At 71.3% G+C, this 19111-nt stretch carries 17 protein-coding genes; 5 read left to right on the forward strand and 12 right to left on the reverse strand.

Annotated elements, in window-relative coordinates; genetic code table 11:
* The first annotated feature begins 55 nt into the window (after nucleotides 1-55).
* Nucleotides 56-1501 carry a zinc-dependent metalloprotease gene (locus tag ACIBCK_RS29135; RefSeq protein WP_399394981.1) on the forward strand — a complete coding sequence of 482 codons (1446 nt, stop codon included), beginning with the start codon at nucleotides 56-58 and terminating at the stop codon, nucleotides 1499-1501.
* Nucleotides 1498-2022, forward strand: coding sequence for an NUDIX hydrolase (locus tag ACIBCK_RS29140; protein WP_399394984.1), 525 nt, complete (start codon nucleotides 1498-1500; stop codon nucleotides 2020-2022). The genes ACIBCK_RS29135 and ACIBCK_RS29140 overlap by 4 nt, the downstream gene beginning before the upstream one ends.
* 108 nt (nucleotides 2023-2130) lie before the next feature.
* On the opposite strand, the gene ACIBCK_RS29145 is transcribed toward ACIBCK_RS29140, so the two are convergent.
* The 4 genes from ACIBCK_RS29145 to ACIBCK_RS29160 form a co-directional block, all read right to left on the reverse strand.
* Nucleotides 2131-2886, reverse strand: coding sequence for an AIM24 family protein (locus ACIBCK_RS29145; RefSeq protein WP_399394986.1), 756 nt, complete (start codon nucleotides 2884-2886; stop codon nucleotides 2131-2133).
* A gap of 16 nt (nucleotides 2887-2902) precedes the next feature.
* Nucleotides 2903-3583 (reverse strand): AIM24 family protein, encoded by a 681-nt coding sequence (locus tag ACIBCK_RS29150; RefSeq protein WP_399394988.1) that lies wholly within the window; start codon nucleotides 3581-3583, stop codon nucleotides 2903-2905.
* Nucleotides 3584-3594: 11 nt separating this feature from the next.
* On the reverse strand, nucleotides 3595-5262 hold the full coding sequence (locus ACIBCK_RS29155) for a TerD family protein (RefSeq protein WP_399394990.1): 1668 nt from the start codon (nucleotides 5260-5262) through the stop codon (nucleotides 3595-3597).
* Between the two features lie 117 nt (nucleotides 5263-5379).
* Complete coding sequence (locus tag ACIBCK_RS29160) at nucleotides 5380-5976, reverse strand: M48 family metallopeptidase (protein ID WP_399394992.1); 597 nt, start codon at nucleotides 5974-5976, stop codon at nucleotides 5380-5382.
* A gap of 226 nt (nucleotides 5977-6202) precedes the next feature.
* On the opposite strand from ACIBCK_RS29160, the gene ACIBCK_RS29165 reads away from it, so the two are divergent.
* Both ACIBCK_RS29165 and ACIBCK_RS29170 read left to right on the forward strand, forming a co-directional pair.
* Nucleotides 6203-7351 (forward strand): ThiF family adenylyltransferase, encoded by a 1149-nt coding sequence (locus tag ACIBCK_RS29165; RefSeq protein WP_399394994.1) that lies wholly within the window; start codon nucleotides 6203-6205, stop codon nucleotides 7349-7351.
* Nucleotides 7352-7392: 41 nt separating this feature from the next.
* The gene (locus ACIBCK_RS29170) at nucleotides 7393-8748 is read left to right on the forward strand and encodes an ABC1 kinase family protein (protein ID WP_399394995.1); all 1356 of its coding nucleotides are present in this window, start codon (nucleotides 7393-7395) and stop codon (nucleotides 8746-8748) included.
* A 20-nt stretch (nucleotides 8749-8768) separates the two neighbouring features.
* On the opposite strand, the gene ACIBCK_RS29175 is transcribed toward ACIBCK_RS29170, so the two are convergent.
* The 5 genes from ACIBCK_RS29175 to ACIBCK_RS29195 all read right to left on the reverse strand — a co-directional run bounded on the left by ACIBCK_RS29175 (nucleotide 8769) and on the right by ACIBCK_RS29195 (nucleotide 12803).
* Nucleotides 8769-8969 (reverse strand): hypothetical protein, encoded by a 201-nt coding sequence (locus ACIBCK_RS29175; protein ID WP_399394997.1) that lies wholly within the window; start codon nucleotides 8967-8969, stop codon nucleotides 8769-8771.
* 119 nt (nucleotides 8970-9088) lie between these two features.
* Nucleotides 9089-9412 carry a hypothetical protein gene (locus tag ACIBCK_RS29180; RefSeq protein WP_399394998.1) on the reverse strand — a complete coding sequence of 108 codons (324 nt, stop codon included), beginning with the start codon at nucleotides 9410-9412 and terminating at the stop codon, nucleotides 9089-9091.
* Nucleotides 9409-9780 carry a WhiB family transcriptional regulator gene (locus tag ACIBCK_RS29185; RefSeq protein ID WP_344522157.1) on the reverse strand — a complete coding sequence of 124 codons (372 nt, stop codon included), beginning with the start codon at nucleotides 9778-9780 and terminating at the stop codon, nucleotides 9409-9411. The genes ACIBCK_RS29180 and ACIBCK_RS29185 overlap by 4 nt, the downstream gene beginning before the upstream one ends.
* A 167-nt stretch (nucleotides 9781-9947) precedes the next feature.
* Entirely contained in the window at nucleotides 9948-10322 is a 375-nt protein-coding gene (locus tag ACIBCK_RS29190) for a hypothetical protein (protein WP_399395000.1), read from the reverse strand.
* A gap of 168 nt (nucleotides 10323-10490) precedes the next feature.
* Nucleotides 10491-12803 carry an ATP-dependent DNA helicase UvrD2 gene (locus ACIBCK_RS29195; protein ID WP_399395332.1) on the reverse strand — a complete coding sequence of 771 codons (2313 nt, stop codon included), beginning with the start codon at nucleotides 12801-12803 and terminating at the stop codon, nucleotides 10491-10493.
* A 45-nt stretch (nucleotides 12804-12848) separates the two neighbouring features.
* On the opposite strand from ACIBCK_RS29195, the gene ACIBCK_RS29200 reads away from it, so the two are divergent.
* Entirely contained in the window at nucleotides 12849-13088 is a 240-nt protein-coding gene (locus ACIBCK_RS29200; protein WP_344522160.1) for a mycoredoxin, read from the forward strand.
* Here ACIBCK_RS29200 and nudC read toward each other — a convergent pair.
* Genes nudC through ACIBCK_RS29215 form a run of 3 tightly spaced genes read right to left on the reverse strand, consistent with a single transcriptional unit; the run spans nucleotide 13085 to nucleotide 19074 of the window.
* Nucleotides 13085-14032 carry an NAD(+) diphosphatase gene (nudC, locus tag ACIBCK_RS29205; protein WP_399395003.1) on the reverse strand — a complete coding sequence of 316 codons (948 nt, stop codon included), beginning with the start codon at nucleotides 14030-14032 and terminating at the stop codon, nucleotides 13085-13087. The genes ACIBCK_RS29200 and nudC overlap by 4 nt on opposite strands.
* Nucleotides 14033-14090: 58 nt before the next feature.
* Nucleotides 14091-15512, reverse strand: a complete 1422-nt coding sequence (locus ACIBCK_RS29210; protein WP_399395004.1) for a dipeptidase — start codon at nucleotides 15510-15512, stop codon at nucleotides 14091-14093.
* Between the two features lie 10 nt (nucleotides 15513-15522).
* Nucleotides 15523-19074 (reverse strand): UvrD-helicase domain-containing protein, encoded by a 3552-nt coding sequence (locus ACIBCK_RS29215; protein ID WP_399395006.1) that lies wholly within the window; start codon nucleotides 19072-19074, stop codon nucleotides 15523-15525.
* Nucleotides 19075-19111 lie beyond the last annotated feature (37 nt).

Below are 19111 nucleotides of genomic sequence, written 5' to 3' on the forward strand. Positions count from 1 at the left end.
TGTAAGGCAGCCGCCGCCGGAACAGTACCGGCGGCCTGACGAGCCGAGGAATCCCGTGAGTGACACCCCATTCGGATTCGGCCTTCCGCCGGAGGAGCCGGAGAACGGCGACGAGGGCAAGAAGAAGGACAGCCCCGGAGGGGGACAGGGTGCAGGTGGCCCTGGGAACCCGTTCGGCTACGGAGGCCTGCCCGGCGCGGGCGGCCCGGGCGGTGACAACCCGTTCGCAGCCATGTTCGGTTCGATGAACCCGAACGACCTGGGCGCCGCGTTCCAACAGCTCGGCCAGATGCTCTCGTACGAGGGCGGTCCCGTGAACTGGGACATGGCCAAGGACATCGCCCGCCAGACGGTCTCCCAGGGGACGTCGGACGGCACGAAGGACGCCAGCGTCGGCCCCACGGAGCGCGGCGCGGTCGAGGAGGCCGTCCGCCTCGCCGACCTGTGGCTCGACGACGCGACGTCCCTGCCGTCCGGCTCGGGCGTGGCCGTGGCCTGGAGCCGCGCCGAGTGGGTCGAGGCGACCCTTCCGGTGTGGAAGGAGCTGGTCGACCCGGTCGCCGAGCGTGTCGGCCTCGCCATGGGTGACGTGCTCCCCGAGGAGATGCAGGCCATGGCGGGCCCGCTGATCGGGATGATGCGCTCCATGGGCGGCGCCATGTTCGGGCAGCAGATCGGCCAGGCCGTGGGCGTGCTCGCGGGCGAGGTCGTCGGCTCCACCGACATCGGCCTGCCGCTCGGCCCGGCCGGCAAGGCGGCCCTCCTTCCGGTGAACGTCGAGGCCTTCGGCAAGGACCTGGGCGTCCCCCAGGAGGAGGTCCGGCTCTACCTGGCGCTGCGCGAGGCCGCCCACCAGCGGCTCTTCGCCCACGTGCCGTGGCTGCGCTCGCATCTGTTCGGCGCGGTCGAGGGGTACGCCCGCGGCATCAAGGTCGACACCGCCAAGCTGGAGGACGTGGTCGGCCAGCTCGACCCGCAGAACCCCGAGCAGCTGCAGGAAGCGCTCCAGCAGGGCATGTTCCAGCCGGAGGACACTCCCGCCCAGAAGGCCGCCCTGGCCCGCCTGGAGACCGCTCTCGCGCTCGTCGAGGGCTGGGTGGACGCGGTCGTGCACGCGGCGGCCAAGCCCCGCCTGTCGTCCGCCGACGCGCTGCGCGAGACGCTGCGCCGCCGTCGCGCGTCGGGCGGTCCCGCCGAGCAGACCTTCGCCACGCTCATCGGCCTTGAGCTGCGCCCGCGCCGTCTGCGGGACGCCTCGCGCCTGTGGGCCTCGCTCACGGACGCGCGCGGCGTGGACGGCCGCGACGCCCTGTGGGCCCACCCGGACATGCTGCCGACGGCCTCGGACCTGGACGACCCGGACGGCTTCGTGCACCACGAGCAGCTGGACTTCTCCGAGCTGGACAAGATGCTCGGCGAGGCGGCGGGCGGCCCCGCCAAGCCCGACCTCAAGAAGGACACCACCGAGGACGACGGCGACAAGGGCGACGACGAGAAGTGAGCCTGTACGACGACGCGGTCCTCGTACTGAAGGGTTACGAGGACCAGGAAGACCTGCGCCAGTACTACCTGGACCACCTGGCCGCCCACCCCGGGGACGGCATGTGGAAGGCCTGCACGGACGGCCATGTGACGGCCAGCGCCCTGGTGATCGACCCGGAGCGCGGGCGCGTACTGCTGACCCTGCACAAGAAGCTGCGGATGTGGCTCCAGATGGGCGGCCACTGCGAGCCGGGTGACCCGACCCTGGCCGCGGCGGCGCTGCGCGAGGCCACGGAGGAGTCGGGCGTGCCGGGCCTGACGCTTCTCTCCGGGGGCCCCGTCCGGCTGGACCGCCACCCGATCCCGGGGCCCTGCACGCAGCACCTCGACGTGCAGTACGCCGCTCTGGCCCCTTCCGGAGCGATCGAGGCGATCAGCGACGAGTCACTGGACCTGCGCTGGTTCACGTACGACGAGGTGGCGGGCGTGGCCGACGAGTCGGTGGTGCGCTTGGTGGAGGCAACAAGGGCGCGACTTTGAGAGCGTCCCTCAGGGGCGCCCCGTGAGGGGCGCGGGAACTGCGCGCTCAGCCACAGCCGACCCGCAGTCTCCCGCGCTCATGTCACCGCTCCCGCCCCCGCGTAGGGGCTAGCTCCAGACGTTGCCCTGGTTCTGCCCCCGCGCACCCTGCTGGCCCATGCCGTACTGAGCCCTGGCGCCCTGCCCGATGACTGCGTTCTGGGGCGGCAGCATCTCGCTCGGCTGGACGAGGGCGTAGCCCTGGCCCATGAAGCTGAGCTCCCAGCCCTCACCGGTGTTGCCACGGCGCCGCCACACACCCGATGAGTGCGTCTGGGCCTGCATCTGCACCCGCAGTCCGTTGGACCAGGCGACGATCGCGTCGGCGTCGGCGTTCACGTACTGGTCGGGCGTGACCTGCAGCATCAGCGGCTGGCCCGAGGTCATCAGCGCGACCTTGCCGCGGCCCGTGATGTTGAGCTGGTACTTGCCGGAGCCGGAGATGCCGTACTGGCTGTCCACGGCGATGACCTGGTGGGTCAGCGACGAGTCGAGCGCGAGGACATAGCTGCTGTCCACGGTCAGGCCGTCCTGGTCCACATCCACCAGGTGGATGTACTGGGCGAGGTTGGCGAGATAGACCGTGCCCTGACCGTGGCAGCGCATCAGGTCCAGGCCCTCGCCCGTGTGCGCGCGGGCCCGCTGGTTGCCCTGGCTCTGGTACTCGGCGTCGAACTCGATCAGACCCTGGTAGGCGACCATCGCGCCCTTGCGGGCCAGGATGTCGTCGTGGCCCGCGAGGGCGACCCGCAGCAGCTGCGGGTTCTGGACGGTGTAGCGCTCCTGAGTCTGCTGCTCGGTGTGCGCGAAAAGTGGGCTCTGCATGATGTGTTGCTCCCCCTCAGCCCCGAGCTCGGAGACGGTCGGTGCTGTCCTCGCTGGGCTGTACGACGACGATGCCCTCCCCGGAGAAGCCCATCTGGTAGGCCTCGCCACTACCGCGCCCGATGAGCGAACCGGCCTTGAAGCTGCGCTTGCCCTTCACCTTGAGGTTCGGGGACCAGGCGATCAGGGCGTCCGGGTCGACGTACGTCTCGTCCTCGCCGCGGCCGCAGTCGACGACGATCGGGGTGCCGCGGGAGGTCAGGGCCACCCAGCCCTGGCCGGAGATCTTGATGTTCCACAGGCCCTGGCCCGCGAACTTGGCGAGGCCCTTGACCCGCTCGACGCCCCACTGGAGGTTCGCGTCGAAGGCCAGGAGGTTCGTGCCGTTCACCGAGAGCGAGTCGCCCGCCAGGTTGATGACGACGACGTCCGCCCCGTAGTCGGCGAGATAGAGCAGGCCGTCTCCGGAGCACTTCATCAGAGGTGCGCCCTCGCCGGTCATCCACTCCTTCGCGATCTGGCGGACCGCGGGCGGATTGGGCTCGTACTGCACGAACCCTTCGTAGGCGACCATCGAACCCACGCGCGCGAGGAGGTCGTTCCCCGTCTGCATCGCCACCTTGACCATGTGGTGGCCGTGGTTCTCCATACGGGCGGCGACGGGCGCGGGGGCGAAGCCCGCGAGTTGCTGATTCATGACGGGCTCCCTCAGACCTCGAACGGCTGGACGATGATGAAGTTGCCGGGAGCACCCCGGAACTGAAGGTTGACGCTCTCCCCCGTGGGGCCCGCGGACGCGTTGGCGCGCAGCCGCACCTGACTGGAGACGATCGCCTGGGACGCGGCCGACCAGGCGACCACGGCGTGGCAGTCGGCGAACGTCGTCGGCGTGACGGGCAGGACGACGGGCACACCGTGCGTCTTGACGATGACCGTGCCGGTGCCCTGGAACTGCATCACGAACAGCGCGCCGCCGGGGATGCCGTGGCCCTCGATCCTGCGCACCTCGTGCTGCAGGGACTCGTCGAAGGCGAGGACGTTCTCCGCGGAGACACAGATCGCGTCGCCCTGGAGTTCGATGGGGTGCAGATGCGTCGCTTCCTCGGCGAGGAACACCTGGCCGCGGCCGGAGCAGCGCATCAGCTGCATCTCCTGGCCGGTCGAGTTGCCCACGACGCGGCCCGCGAAGCCCGCGCCCTTGTAGCTGAACTCGACCTTGCCCTGGTAGAGCACCATGCTGCCCTGGCGGGCGAGCACGGCCTGCTCGCTGACGCCGAGGTCGACGCGGATCATCTTCTCGTTCTGCTGCGTCCAGCGCTGCCCGGTGGGGGCCTCGCGGTACGCGGCGAGAGCCGCTGCCACGCCACCGGCCTGCGGAGCACCCTGGGGTGCGCCGGTTGCGCCGGTTCCGTACGGGGACGGGGCGGCGGGCTGCCCGGGGAACTGGCCGGGAGGCTGCTGGCCGTAGCCGGGAGGCATCGGGGCGCTCGGCTGCTGGCCGTAACCGGGCGGCGGGGGCGCCGACTGGCCGGGGACCTGGCCGAACTGCGGCTGCTGCGGCGGCTGCTGGCCGGGCTGGCCGTACGGGGCGGGGGCCGGCGGGGGCGGGACCGTGCCGCCCTGCGGCGGGGTCATCGGCGCCACGATGGTCTGCGCGGCATGCACCGAGGGGTCCACCGGGGCCGGAGCCGGCGGCGCGAAGTTCTGGGCCGGGGCCGGAGCGGGCGTGGGGGCCGGGGGCTGCGGGGGTCCGGCGGGGGCGCCGAACGCGGGCGGCGCGGCGGCCTGGCCTGGGGGCGCGAAGGACGGGGCTGGGGTGGCCTGCGGTGCCTGCGGCGCGGGCTCCTCCTCGGCGACCTCGCCGCCGAAGTTCTTCAGGAGCGCGTCGAGACCGCCGTCGAAGCCCTGGCCGATCGCGGCGAACCGCCAGACGTCCTTCAGGTAGAAGTCACCCAGCATCACGGCGCGTTCCGTGGAGAACTCCGCGCCGTTGAAGGAGTAGCGGGCCACTTCCTCGCCGCCAGCGACGATCCGGATGTACCCGGGGGCGACCTGCGACATCTGCCCGGCGCCGTCGATCGTCGCGGTGAACGACAGCTTCTGGATCTTCGCCGGGATGCGGTCGAGCGTGACGCGGAAGGACTCCGTGTCGCCGGCCTGCGCGCCGAGGAGCTGGATGGACTCCTCGGGAGACTTCGGCTGGTTGAAGAAGATGAAGTAACTGTCGTCCGACAGGCGCTCGTCCGCGTCCAGGCCGAAGCAGCTGATGTCGAAGCTCAGTCCGGGGGCGGAGATCTGCACACCTACGTACAGATCGGTACCCGCGGTGAGGTCACTGATCTTGGCCTTGTGGCCGCGTTGGAATTCCCTGGCCATACGTAACGACCGTCCCCCATCCCGAATGTAAATGCGTCGCGTCAGGCTATCCGCAAAGTCCGACAGCGGACCAAGCCGGTACAGACCCGGTACACAACCTCCGCGCCCGGCGGAAGTTCACTCGTCGCGGGCGGCGGGCAGATGGGGCAGCCGGTCGGCCGCGACCACACCTTCGAGGTACCCACGAGCCCGCTCCGTACGGGGATAGGCCTCGAGGAGCTGCCAGAAGTTGGGCCCGTGCCCGGGGACGAGAAGGTGCGCGAGCTCGTGGACGAGGACGTAGTCGACGACGTACTCCGGCATGCCCTGCAGCCGGTGCGAAAGGCGGATGCTGCCCTCCGACGGGGTGCACGAGCCCCACCGGGTGTTCTGGTTCGTGACCCAGCGAACGGACCTGGGTCTGGCCCGGCCGTCGAAGTACTGCTCGGAGAGACGCTCGGCGCGCTCGGCGAGCTCCGCGTCGCCAAGGACCCGCTTGCTCTCCTGCGCCGCGAGCTTGTCGAGCATGACGTTGACCCAGCGCTGTTCCTCGGCCTCGGACATACGGGCGGGGATGAGCACGACGGTTCGATCGCCCTCTCGGTACGCGGAGACCGTTCTGCGGCGGCGGGCGCTCCGTCGGACCTCGACCGCACTCGTCCCCGAGCCGGGTGACGGCGGGCTGGACGTGCTGCGCTGTGGGTTTGCGGCGCGGTGCAGTGGGTCGGCGGGCACGCCCCGACGTTACCCGCTGGGCGTGGGGGAAGTCCCGCCTCCGGGACGGTTCGGCGGGGTATCGCTCCCCGTGCGATCGATTAGTACGACGAATACCCCCTGCCTGTGGACAACGCTCGGCGCCCTTTTCGTGGGGCGGGCATTCTGGCTGTGAACCGGTGATGCGCACGGGGACAGCGCCGGAGAAGCACGGGCAAGCACGGGGAAATTCGGGGGGACGAAGACCATGCATCCGATCTTGAAACCGGCGTTGCGGCGCGGCTGGCGCGATCTGAACACCATCCAGTTCGGCGTGGCGCCCGCGCACGCCCTGGTGCTCGGCCCTGTCGACACGGCGACGGGCAGCTTTCTCCAGCTCCTGGACGGGACACGCGGCCTTCCGCTCCTGCGCGACGAGGGCAAGCGGATGGGTCTGCCCGACGATCACGTGGACAAGCTCGTGCGGCGGCTGTCCGGAGCCGGTCTCCTCGACGACGCGACGGGAGGGGGCGCGGCGGCCGACGCCCTGCGCAAGAAGACACCGGTCATGGACCGGCTGCGCCCCGATCTGGCCTCCCTCTCGGTCGTGACGCGCGGGCCGGGCGACGGGATGAGGAAGCTGGCGGCGCGCCGGGCGATGCGGGTGCAGGTCCGGGGAGTGGGCCGGGTGGGGGCGGTGGTGGCTTCGGTCCTGTCCGGGGCGGGGGTGGGACAGGTGGACGTGCTGGACGGAGGGGTCGTCGAGTCCTGGGACGTGGCGCCGGGCGGCCTGCCCGTCGAATCGGTCGGCCAGCGCAGGGACACGGCGGCCCGGCGGCTCGTGCGGCAGTCGGCTCCGGACGGAGCGCCCCGCCGGGTCCGGAAGGGAGCGGGGACACCGGGAGAAGGGGAGGCGGGTCTCTCCCTCGTGATCATCGCTCCGCGGGACGGGCTCGACGCCCACGCGCCCGATCCGCTCACCGCCGAGCCGCTCGTCTCGTCGGGTACGCCCCATCTCTACACGGGCGTGATCGAGGGAACCGGAGTGGTCGGGCCGCTTGTCCTGCCGGGGACGACAGCCTGTGCCGGTTGTCTTGCGCTGGATCGCGCGGACCGGGATCCGACCTGGCCGCGCATGCTGGCACAGTGGCGTTCGGGACGTGCGCGCCATGTGCACGCATGCGATCTGGCCCTGGCGACCACGGTCGCCGGCCTTGCCGCCGCGCATGCCCTGGCGTATCTGGACGGGGCGGCACCGGCGAGCGCGGGGGTTCGCTGGGAGGCCTCGGTGCCCGGATTCGACTGGCACGCACGGCCGGTGTCACCGCATCTCACGTGCCCATGCGGGGCGGGTGTGGTGGATAAGGGGGAACACCTCGTCGGGGACACAGAGCCGCAGGACACAATGGCCGGGTAACCGCCTGCGAAGGCGTGGCTGTCTGGGACTTGGAGGGGCGCATGTCTGATCTTCCCCGGAAGGCGGTAACCCGTACCGCCAAACTGGCCGCGCTGCCACTCGGCTTCGCCGGGCGGGCGACCTGGGGGCTCGGCAAGCGGATCGGGGGCAAGTCGGCGGAGATCGTCGGCCGTGAGCTGCAACAGCGCACGGCGGAGCAGCTGTTCAAGGTGCTCGGCGAGCTCAAGGGCGGGGCCATGAAGTTCGGCCAGGCCCTGTCGGTCTTCGAGTCGGCGCTGCCGGAGGAGGTCGCCGGGCCCTATCGCGCCGCGCTGACGAAGCTGCAGGAAGCGGCGCCGCCGATGCCGACCCGCACCGTGCACGCCGTGCTCGCGGAGCGGCTCGGTGAGGACTGGCGCGAGCTGTTCCTGGAGTTCGAGGACAAGCCGGCCGCCGCCGCCTCGATAGGCCAGGTCCACCGGGCGGTGTGGGCGGACGGGCGCGAGGTCGCGGTCAAGGTGCAGTATCCGGGGGCCGGCGAGGCGCTGCTCTCCGACCTGAACCAACTCAGCCGGTTCGCCAAGCTCCTTGGCCCGCTGATCCCGGGCATGGACATCAAGCCGCTCATCACGGAGCTGCGCGACCGGGTGTCCGAGGAGCTCGACTACAGCCTGGAGGCCCAGGCGCAGCGGGCGCACGCCGAGGAGTTCGCGGACGATCCGGATGTCGTGGTGCCCGACGTGGTGCATCAGTGCGAGCAGGTCCTGGTGACCGAGTGGATGGACGGGACACCGCTCTCGGACGTGATCGCGGACGGCACGCAGGAGCAGCGGGACCGGGCGGGACAGCTCCTTGCCCGCTTCCTCTTCTCGGGTCCGGCGCGCACCGGCCTGCTGCACGCCGACCCGCACCCGGGCAACTTCCGCTTGCTGCCCGACGAGAAGGAAGGCTGGCGGCTCGGGGTCCTCGACTTCGGCACGGTGGACCGGCTGCCCGGCGGGCTCCCCCCGACCATCGGCCGCTCCCTGCGGATGACACTCGAGGGCGAGGCCGACGCGGTCTACGCGATGTTGCGCGAGGAGGACTTCGTCCAGGAGTCCGTGGAGCTCGAACCCAACGCGGTGCTCGACTATCTCCTGCCGATCATCGAACCGATGCTGGTGGAGGAGTTCACCTTCACCCGTGGCTGGATGCGCGGTCAGGCGGCGCGGGTCGCCGATCCCCGCTCCCCCGCCTATCAGTTGGGCAAGCGGCTGAATCTCCCGCCGTCGTATCTGCTGATCCACCGTGTGACGTTGAGCACGATCGGTGTGCTGTGTCAGCTCGGGGCGACGGTGCGGATGCGGGACGAGCTCGAGGAGTGGCTGCCGGGCTTCCTTGAGGAGCCGGAGGACGAGGAGGACCGCACCACCGGCTAGACCGCACCACCAGGCGGGCCTCACCACCAGGGGGAGTCGAGTCTTCCCTCGATGGCTCTGAGGTTCTCGCGGGCGCAGGAGTCGCAGAAGTAGCGCCGGATGCCGCTCTCCACGGAGCAGGTCCAGGTGGGTGGCGCGCCGTCGGCGACCGTGCCGCAGCAGTAACACACGAGGTTCTCGGCATTCTCGATGCCCGCGGGCTGAGGAGTCTGCTGGTCCACCCGGCGACCCTATCTCCGCTCCCGGAGGTTCGCCCGGCACAACGCACCCCGGGGGCCGGTCCGTTCGGACCGGCCCCCGGGGCATCTTGGTGAAGCTCAGTCAGCGCGCGGTCGGCTCGTCACTGCATGACGGCGATGGCGAGCGCGCGCCTGGCGCGCAGCGACGCGCGCTCGGCGCGGCGCTGCATCCGGCGGGCCGCCATCAGGCGGGCTGCCGGACGCTGGGCCTCGGCCTCGCGCATGCGTTCGTGCATATGCGCACGAGCCAAGGCTTCTGGGATGAGTTGCATCTCGCGGGTCCTGTTCTGGCGCGAGTCGTTCGCACCGGTGGTGGTGAAGTCTGTGGTTGCGGAGCGCGTGGGCTCGGCGGTGGCTGCCTTCATCGGGGCCTGCTTCTTGGGGTCGTGCGTCAGGGGGCGATCGATCGTTCCGATGGCGTTCATGCGGCAACAACCGGGTTCTTGCGCGGACGGCCACGCGGCCGCTTGCGGGCCACGACGACACCCTGGACGAAAAGCTCGCCACCCCAGACGCCCCACGGCTCACGCCGCTCCTTGGCGCCGGCCAGGCAGGCCTCCATCAGCGGGCAGGTACGGCAGAGGGACTTGGCGTACTCGACGTCGGCGGGCGACTCGGCGAAGAAGACCTCAGGGTCGTAGGCACGGCAGGGGACGGGAACGCCGAGGTTCTCGATGGCGTCGTCGAGCGCGGTGAGCGCGGTCAGGGGAGTCAAGGTCGGGTCCTCCGTGGGAGCGGGCGGGGGGAGAGTCTCTGAAGGCGGTACGGACGGGGCGTGCGCTTCGAGTTGCACGGTGGTGTTTTCCTCGTCTGGTCGTGCCGGCCTGGGTCGGCCGGTTGGCGGCTGGTACCGGGTCTTGCTCGGCCCCTTCGCTCCGTCATCCCGTTTTGGGGAAAACAGAAGGGCCGCGGATCCCGGGTGGGGTTCCGCGGCCCTGAAGGCGCCGGTCTGATCGAGGATCAGACTGGATCACTCCAGGGTTCGAGCCCACGGAAGGCCCACATCGTGTGGTGCTGCGTCGTCTGCTTCTTGGATCCGGCACCGGCTGCGGCAAAGGCATAGGCCTGCGCCTGTGCCGTCACTACTGCTTCCGGTGCCTTGGTCGCTCGCTCGCTGCCTTCCTTGACCTCACGCATCGGAAGCACGTTGAGAGCGGTGCCGGCGTTACGCGGGAGGGACAGAGGCAGGACAGAGGACTCCGGACGGATCGCGGCGGCAGCGATGCCACCGGACAGACCGGTGCCCAGGTTCGAGAAGCCGAGCAGGCAGGAAGCGACGACCGAGCGATCGGTCATTTTCGCGGTGCTGATGAAGCTCTCGTTGATGCTGATCACTGGAAATCGCCTCCTCTCGGCGTCTATGGGATCGGCCGGAACCGATCCTGCGGGCGGACTATTAAGTACAGCACGAGGCCAGGGCTTCGGAGAAGCCGCCGTTCCCGTGCTTAAGAACCTATGGGTCTTCCTTGCGCCTGCGCAAACTATTTTTTCGACGAGTTTGAATCAGTTGCCATCGGCGCCCCTTACACGGCCGTCACCTGCACAAATGGCGAGGACATCAGATCCGAAGCGGTTGAGCTTGCGCACGCCGACGCCAGGGATCCGGGCCAGCTCTCCCTCTTCGTCGGGTGCGGCCTCCGCGATGGCGATCAAGGTCTTGTCCGTGAACACGCAGTACGCGGGCTGACCGAGGAGCTCCGCCTGGCCCGAGCGCCACTCCCGCAGGCGTTCGTAGAGCCCTTCGTCCATGTCGGACGGGCAGTCCTCGCACCGCATCAGTTTCATCTCGCCCGCGTCGGTCAGGGTCCGCCCGCAGACCCGGCACCGGGCCGGGGACTTGCCCGTCCTGCGGCGGCTCCTGACAACGCCGCTCTCCTCACCGCCGCTGCCGCGCTCGATGCCCCCGGGGCCGCCGGCCGCGGCGCGCGCACCGGCGCCGGCGCCCGAGCCCGGACGCAGCCCGTCCAGGAAGCGGCTCGGGCGGCGTCCCGCGCGACCGCCGGGCGAACGCGACAGCGCCCAGGAGAGGGAGAGGTGGAGACGGGCCCGGGTGACGCCCACGTACAGGAGGCGGCGCTCCTCCTCCACCTGCTCGTCGGTCTTGGCGTACGTGATCGGCATCATGCCCTCGGCGAGACCGACCAGGAAGACGGCGTCCCACTCCAGGCCCTTGGCGGCGTGCAGTGAGGCGAGGGTGACGCCCTGGACGGTCGGCGCGTGCTGGGCGCTCGCGCGTTCGTCGAGCTCCGCCACGAGGTCGGCGAGCGTCGCGTCCGGCTTGGCCCGCGCGAAGTCCTCGGCGAGGCGCACCAGGGCGGCCAGTGACTCCCAGCGGTCGCGGGCGGCCCCGGAGCCTGCCGGGGGCTGTGTCGTCCAGCCCTTCGTGGAGAGGACCGCCCGGACCTGTGAGGGCAGGTCGACGACGTCGTCGAGGAGGGAGTCGTTGCCGCCGAAGCGGGCCGCGCCGCGCAGCGCAGCGCCCGCCTCCCTGACTTCGGTGCGCTCGAAGAACCGTTCGGCGCCCCGCAGCTGATAGGGCACACCGGCGTCGGCGAGCGCCTGTTCGTAGATCTCGGACTGGGAGTTCGTGCGGAACAGGACGGCGATCTCGCTCGCCGGGACGCCGTCGGCGATGAGGGCACGGATGCGGCGGGCGGCGCCCTCGGCCTCGGCGGGCTCGTCCGCGTACTCCGTGTAGACCGGTTCGGCTCCGGCGTCGCGCTGGGAGATCAGTTCGAGACGGTGGTCCGCGGCGCGGCCGCGGGCCTGGGAGAGCAGGCCGTTGGCGAGATGGACGACCTGGGGCGTGGAGCGGTAGTCCCTGACGAGCTTGACGACCGTCGCCCCGGGGTGGCGGGTGCGGAAGTTCAGCAGGTGGTCGGGGGTCGCGCCGGTGAAGGAGTAGATCGTCTGGCTGGCGTCGCCGACGACGCAGAGGCTGTCGCGGTCGCCGAGCCACAGCTCCAGGAGACGCTGCTGGAGCGGGCTGACGTCCTGATATTCGTCGACGACGAAGTGTTGGTACTGGGCGCGGACCTGGTCGGCGATGTCGTGGCGGTCCTGGAGGATGCCGACGGCCAGGAGCAGGACGTCTTCGAAGTCGATGACGGCGCGGTCGCGCTTGAGGTCCTCGTACGCCCCGTAGATCTGGGCGATCTCGGCCGCGTCCCTGGGGATGAGGCGGCCGGACTTCGCGGCGGCGGCAGCGTAGTCCGCGGGGACGGTCTGGGTGACCTTGGACCACTCGATCTCGCTCGTCACGTCGCGCAGTTCGTTGCGGTCGAGGCGGATGCGGGACGCGGCCGCGGCGTCCGCGACGAGCTTGATCTTGCGGTCGACGATGCGGGGCAGCTGGCCGCCGACCGCTTTCGGCCAGAAGAACTGGAGCTGGCGCAGGGCGGCGGAGTGGAACGTGCGTGCCTGGACGCCGGAGGCGCCGAGCTGGCGCAGGCGGCCGCGCATCTCACCGGCCGCGCGGTTGGTGAACGTGACGGCGAGCACGCTGGCGGGCTGGAGGATTCCGGCGCGCACGCCATAGGCGATGCGGTGCGTGATGGCCCGGGTCTTGCCCGTGCCGGCGCCTGCCAGGACACACACCGGCCCGTGCAGGGCGGTGGCCACCTCGCGCTGCTCGGGGTCGAGCCCGGCGAGCACCGCGTCGGCAGAGTCCGGGACCTGCGGGAAGAGGGTGGAGTGCGTTGCTGCTGTCACCCCGCCATGCTGCCAGGTCGCCGGAGGCGCGTGAGCCGGTTGTCCACAGGGAGGCCAGTGCGGTCGTACAAATGCGGGAATGGTGGCCGGGTCACGTACGTTCAGGTCATTGCGATGACGCACCCCGAGCAACAAAGGAGCGCGAGACACATGCCGGGCACTGTGACGATGTACAGCACCACGTGGTGCGGCTACTGCCGCCGGCTCAAGGGCCAGATGGACCGCGAGGGCATCACGTACAACGAGATCAACATTGAGCACGACCCGGACTCCGCGGCCTTCGTCGAGAAGGCGAACGGCGGGAACCAGACGGTTCCCACCGTTCTCTTCCCGGACGGCTCGACGCTGACGAACCCGTCGCTGGCCCAGGTGAAGCAGAAGCTGGCCTAGCCGACGGTGCCCGGCTTCGGCAGGGGCTTTCCGTACCAGAGCTCGATCAGTCGGGCCGCAATCGAGATCCCGTAGGGAGGCAGGACCTCCCCGGACTCGAATGCGGCCCGCAGGTCTTCCCGGGAGAACCAGCGGGCCTCGGAGATCTCCTCGCCGTCCACGTTGATCTCCGACGACGTGGCGTTGGCCATGAAGCCCAGCATCAGGCTGGAGGGGAACGGCCAGGGCTGGCTCGCGACGTACTCGACGTCGCCGACCATGACACCGGCCTCCTCCCAGACCTCGCGCCGCACCGACGTCTCGATGGACTCGCCCGGCTCCACGAAGCCCGCCAGCGTCGAGAAGCGGCCCTCGGGCCAGTGCACCTGGCGCCCGAGGAGCGCGCGGTCCTGATCGTCCGTCACGAGCATGATCACGGCCGGGTCCGTACGCGGGTAGTGCTCGGCGCCGCACGCCTGGCAGCGGCGGATGTGTCCTGCCGCGGCGATGACGGTGCGCTCGCCGCAGCGCGAGCAGAAGCGGTGCAGGCGCTGCCAGTTCTCCAGGGCGACGGCATGCACCATCAGACCCGCGTCACGGGGCGACAGCAGGAGCCCGGCCTCGCGCAGGCCAGCGGGGCGTGCCTGCTGGTCCATGCGGCCCGGCAGGGAGTCCTTCTGGAGCGCGAAGTAGCTGACGCCGTCGTCGTCCGTGCCCAGGAAGTAGCGGTGGGCCTCGGTGAGGGGCGCCTCGAAGGACGGTGTCATCACCAGTTCGGTGGTGCCGTCGGGCGTCTCGTCGATGAGCACCTGGCCGCCGGAGACCACGAAGACCCGTGTCGTGGGGTGGCTCCAGGCGGCGGCGAGCCAGGCCTCGTCGAGGCGGTGGTGGGCCGCGCGGTCGATGCCGCTCGGTGCGGTGAGCGAGACGGGACGGTCAGCGGTGCGGTCGGTCCAGGTGGTCACAGGTGCTTCCAACTCCCCCGATGGAATGGGCGGTGCGGCAAGGTCGACAAGGCGCGGCTCAGTGTGCATCGCGCCAGTGCTCGGCGAGATCGCCCCACAGGTAGGCCGTCGTCTCGACTCCCTTGAGGAGCAGATCGAGTTCGACCTTCTCGTTCGGTGCGTGCCAGCCGTCGGACGGCACGGAGATGCCCAGGAAGAGCACGGGGGCGGCGAGCACGTCCTGAAGGTCGGCCGCCGGTCCCGAACCGCCCTCCCGGGTGAAGCGGATCGGCTGTTCGAAGGCCTGGCCCATCGCCCGTACGACGGACTGCAGGGCGGGGTGGTCGAGCGGCGTCAGGCACGGGCGCGTGGCGGCGCCGAAGGTGATCGTGTGGCTGATCCCGTCGGGCAGCTGGTCGGCGACCCACGTGCGTACGGCCTCTTCGACGCGGTCCGGGTCCTGGCCCGCGACCAGGCGGAAGGACAGCTTCAGGAAGGCGGACGACGGGACGATCGTCTTGCCGCCGGGTCCTTGGTAGCCGCCGCCGATGCCGTTGACCTCGGCGGTGGGGCGGGCCCAGATGCGCTCCAGGGTGGTGTGGCCCGCTTCTCCGTACGTCGCGTGCGACTTGGCCGTGCTCAGCCAGCGCTGCTCGTCGAAGGGCAGCTCGGCGAAGAGTTCGCGCTCACGGTCGGTGAGTTCCGTGATGCCTTCGTAGAAGCCGGGGACGGCCACGCGCGCGTGCTCGTCGTGCAGTGCGGCGACGAGGCGGGCGGCAGCGGTCGCCGGGTTCGGGACGGCGCCGCCGAAGGAGCCCGAGTGGATGTCCTGGTCGGGGCCGCGCAGCTGGATCTCGCAGTCGGCGAGGCCGCGCATGCCGGTGCAGACCGTGGGGGTGTCCTCCGCCCACATACCGGTGTCCGAGACGATCACCGCGTCGGCCGCGATGCGCTCCTTGTGCTCCTCGATCAGCGCGCGGAAGTGCGGGGAGCCCGACTCCTCCTCGCCCTCGATCAAGAGCTTGAGGTTCACGGCGGGGGCGGTGCGGCCGGTGGCGGCGAGGTGGGCGCGGACGCCGAGTGTGTGGAAGAACACCTGGCCCTTGTCGTCGGCGGCACCGCGCGCGTAGAGGCGGTTGCCCTGGACGACGGGCTCGAAGGGGTCCGTGTGCCAGCCGTCCTCGCGGGCCGCGGGCTGCACGTCGTGGTGGCCGTAGACGAGGACCGTGGGGGCCTCGGGGTCCCCGGAGGGCCACTCGGCGAAGACGGCGGGAGCGCCGGCCGTCTGCCAGACCTCGGCGGTCGGGAAGCCGGTCTCCTTCAGCTGTGCGGCGAGCCAGTCGGCGCTGCGCCGGACGTCCTCGGCGTGGTCGGGCTGCGCCGACACGGAGGGGATGCGCAGCCACTCGGCGAGATCGTCGAGGAAGGCGGCACGGTGGGTCTGAATGTACGTACGAACGGCGCTGACGCCACTGACGTCACTGTCAACGGACTGGCTCATGGTCACGAGCCTAGCCGCCCCCGGGAGCCGATTCGTCCGGTGGTTCGTCACCCGGCTGCCCATCCGGTTCCGCAAGGAGGATCCGCTCCAGTTCGGCCCGGCCCAGCAGGTGCGCGGGGCGGGAGACCTCGCCGCTGCGCACGTACAGGAACGACGCCTTCACGGACTCCGGGGGCACGTCGTGCAGCTCCGCCCAGGCCAGGCGGTAGACGGCGAGCTGGAGGGGGTCGGCGGTGCGGGTGCGGCTGGTCTTCCAGTCGACGATCTCGTACGTCACGTCGTCGCCGTCGACTTCCTTGTAGACCGCGTCGATCCGGCCGCGGACCACACGTCCGGCGAGCGTCAGCTGGAAGGGCACCTCGACGCGGTGCGGAGTGCGGTGGGCGTACTCGGTGCGCTCGAAGGCCTCCTTCAGTGCGTCCAGGTCGCGCTCGTCGGCGATCTCGGCCTCTCCCGGGCCACCGCCCGGCAGGTCCTCGGGGCCGAGCAGCGGGAGGCGCAACTCCTCGAAGCGGGTCTCGATCCAGGCGTGGAAACGGGTGCCTCGTCGGGCCGCGGGCTGCGGCGGGCGCGGCATGGGGCGCGCGAGTTCCTGCGCGAAGCCCTCCGGGTCGGCGGCAAGGCGCAGCACCTCGGATGCGGTGAGCGAGGCCGGCACGGGGATGTCCCTGATCGTCTCCCTGGCGCGCAGGAGTTCGCCGGTGAGGGCGTCCAGGTCACGGTCCCAGGAGGCGAGCGTGCGGGCCTCCTCCGGGGTGAGGCGGGGCTCTTCCGGGGTGAGGCGGGGCTCCTCCGGGTCGGGGGTCGGGGGGTGCGGGCGGGCCTTCGGCTCGGAGGGCGGGGCGGCTGCCTGGTGCGGGATCGCCGGGCGGGCCGATGTCCAGGAGTCCCAGTCCCCGGGGTCGGCGTCCCCAGCGCCACCCGCGCCCGGCGGCTCTTCGTCCTCCGGAGGGGGCGGCCAGTCCGGGTCCTCGGCCGGGGGCACGTCGTCGTACGCCGACGGGTGGGGCTCCTCGTGCGAGCGGGCGTCGTCCGTCGCATCGGGTGCCCCCTCCCCCGTCAGGTGGTCCAGATGCGTGAGGACCGTCCGGGCGGCGGCCCTGCGGCGAGCCAGCGACGTGTCGTCCAGCGGGAGCGGCCACGCGTGCTCGGCGGCGTCCTCCGCCAGGGCGGGGTTCTCCTCTCCCTCCTCCGGTTCGTCCGCCCAGGCCTCGATCTCGCCGTGACCCACTGCGCAGTGGTCGTACAGCGCCCTCAGGAAGTCCGACGGGCCGCGCGGCTTCTTCTGCGAAGGGCCCCACCAGTGGCCGGAGCCCAGGAGCAGCGAGCGGGGGCGGGTGAACGTCACATAGCCGAGGCGGAGCTCCTCGGTGCGCTGGTGCTCCTTCATGTCCTCGTGGAACGCCTTCATGGACCGGGAGTCCCACGTCTCGATGTCGGGCAGGGTCGCCGCGTCCCCGCGCAGCGCGTGCGGGACGACCTTGCCCTGGGCCGTCCACTTCTCGCGGCCCTGGGTGCTCGGGAACGTGCCGGTGACCAGGCCGGGGACGGCCACGACGTCCCACTCCAGGCCCTTGGACTTGTGCGCGGTGAGGACCTTGACCGTGTTCTCGCCGCCGGGCAGGGCGTTGTCCAGGCCCTTCTCGTACTGCGCGGCCGTCCGCAGGAAGGCGAGGAACGCCAGCAGGCTCGCCCCGCTGTCGTTCGCGGCGAAGGACGCGGCGACGTCCAGGAAGTTCGAGAGCGTCTCGCGGCGGCGGGCCGCCAGGGCGTGCGGTGACGCGGAGAGTTCGACCTCCAGGCCCGTGACGGCGAGCACCCGGTGCAGCACGTCCATCAGCGGGTCCGCCAGCGAGCGGCGCAGATCGCGGAGTTCGGCCGCGAGGCGCGCGAACCGCACCCTCGCCTCCGGCGAGAAGGGCAGCCCGTCGTCCTCGCCGTCCTCCTCCAGAGGCGTCTCCAGGAACGTGTCGAGCGCGTCCGCGAGCGATATCACCTCGGCGGGGTCGACCCCCTCGACCGCTTCGGCGAGACGCCGGTCAGGGTCGTCGTCCGGGGACGCGTGCCCGTGGCGTACGAGAAGGCGCGCGCGGCGGCCGAGGAGGGCGAGGTCGCGCGGGCCGATGCGCCAGCGCGGGCCGGTCAGCAGGCGCACCAGGGAGGCGTTCGCGCCCGGGTCCTGGAGCACCTCGCAGACGGCGACCAGGTCGGCGACCTCCGGGAGGTGCAGAAGCCCGGAGAGGCCGACGACCTCCACGGGGACGTCGCGGGCGACCAACGCGCCCTGGATCTGCGCGAAGTCCGTCGCCGTGCGGCACAGGACCGCGATCTCGGCGGGGGCCTTGCCGGTGCGCACGAGGTGCGCGATCGAGTCGGCGATCCAGTCGATCTCCTCGGCGTGCGTACGCAGCAGGGCGCAGCGCACCATGCCGTCACGCTCGGCCCCGGGCGCGGGCCGCAGCGCCTCCACGCCCGCGTGCATGGCGCGCAGCGGCTCCGCGAGGCCGTTCGCGAGGTCCAGGAGACGGCCGCCGCTGCGGCGGTTCTCGCTGAGCGCGTGGCGGGCGGCGGGGCGGCCGTCGGCGTACGCGAAGTGCTCGGGGAAGTCGTCGAGGTTCGCCACGGACGCGCCGCGCCAGCCGTAGATCGCCTGGCAGGGGTCGCCGACCGCGGTCACGGGGTGGCCCGTGCCGCCCCCGAAGAGGCCTGCCAGGAGGATGCGCTGGGCCACCGACGTGTCCTGGTACTCATCGAGCAGGACGACCCGGAACTCCTCGCGCAGGATCTCGCCGACCTCCGCGCGCGTGCGGGCCAGCGTCGCGGAGAGGGCGATCTGGTCGCCGAAGTCGAGGAGGTCGCGGGAGCGCTTCGCGTCCCTGTAGCGGCCGACGAGCTCGGCCAGTTCGAGCCGGGCGGCGGCTGTCTCCGGCACCTTGCGCAGGTCGGCGTTGGAGAGCTTGGCGCCCTCCAGGGCGCGTAGCAGTGCGGTGTCGTACGCGCGGAGCTTCTCGGGCCGTACGAGGTGTTCCGCGAGCTCGCTGTCGAGGGCGAGGAGGTCGCTGACGAGGTCGGGGAAGGAACGGGTCAGCGCGGGATAGGGGCCCGGCGCCTCGCGCAGCACGCGCGCGGCGAGCTGGAAGCGGGTGGCGTCGGCGAGCAGCCGGGCGGTGGGTTCGAGTCCCAGGCGCAGGCCGTGGTCGGTCAGGAGGCGGCCCGCGAACGCGTGGTACGTGGAGATGACCGGCTCGCCCGGAGGGTGGTCCGGGTCCAGGGCCTCGGGGTCGGTGACGCCGGCCTTGATGAGCGCCTGGCGCACGCGCTCGGCGAGTTCACCCGCCGCCTTGTTGGTGAACGTCAGGCCGAGGACCTGCTCGGGGGCGACCTGCCCGGTGCCGACCAGCCAGACCACGCGGGCCGCCATCACCGTCGTCTTGCCCGACCCGGCTCCGGCCACGATCACCTGCGGGGCGGGCGGCGCGGTGATGCAGGCCGTCTGCTCCGGGGTGAACGGGATGCCGAGGAGCTCTTTGAGCTGCTCGGGGTCGGTGATACGAGGTGGCACGTCAGAGAGGCTAGCGGCGGCCACTGACAATCGGGGC

This window comes from Streptomyces sp. NPDC051218, from assembly GCF_044455475.1.
Classification (GTDB): Bacteria; Actinomycetota; Actinomycetes; order Streptomycetales; family Streptomycetaceae; genus Streptomyces.

Bases quoted from the DNA above. Each gene is read 5' to 3' on its own strand.
- ACIBCK_RS29200 (WP_344522160.1), top strand. From the start codon at position 12,849: ATGCCGGGCACTGTGACGATGTACAGCACCACGTGGTGCGGCTACTGC.
- ACIBCK_RS29170 (WP_399394995.1), top strand. From the start codon at position 7,393: ATGTCTGATCTTCCCCGGAAGGCGGTAACCCGTACCGCCAAACTGGCC.
- ACIBCK_RS29150 (WP_399394988.1), bottom strand. From the start codon at position 3,583: ATGAATCAGCAACTCGCGGGCTTCGCCCCCGCGCCCGTCGCCGCCCGT.
- ACIBCK_RS29165 (WP_399394994.1), top strand. From the start codon at position 6,203: ATGCATCCGATCTTGAAACCGGCGTTGCGGCGCGGCTGGCGCGATCTG.
- ACIBCK_RS29210 (WP_399395004.1), bottom strand. From the start codon at position 15,512: ATGAGCCAGTCCGTTGACAGTGACGTCAGTGGCGTCAGCGCCGTTCGT.
- ACIBCK_RS29145 (WP_399394986.1), bottom strand. From the start codon at position 2,886: ATGCAGAGCCCACTTTTCGCGCACACCGAGCAGCAGACTCAGGAGCGC.
- ACIBCK_RS29180 (WP_399394998.1), bottom strand. From the start codon at position 9,412: ATGAACGCCATCGGAACGATCGATCGCCCCCTGACGCACGACCCCAAG.
- ACIBCK_RS29155 (WP_399394990.1), bottom strand. From the start codon at position 5,262: ATGGCCAGGGAATTCCAACGCGGCCACAAGGCCAAGATCAGTGACCTC.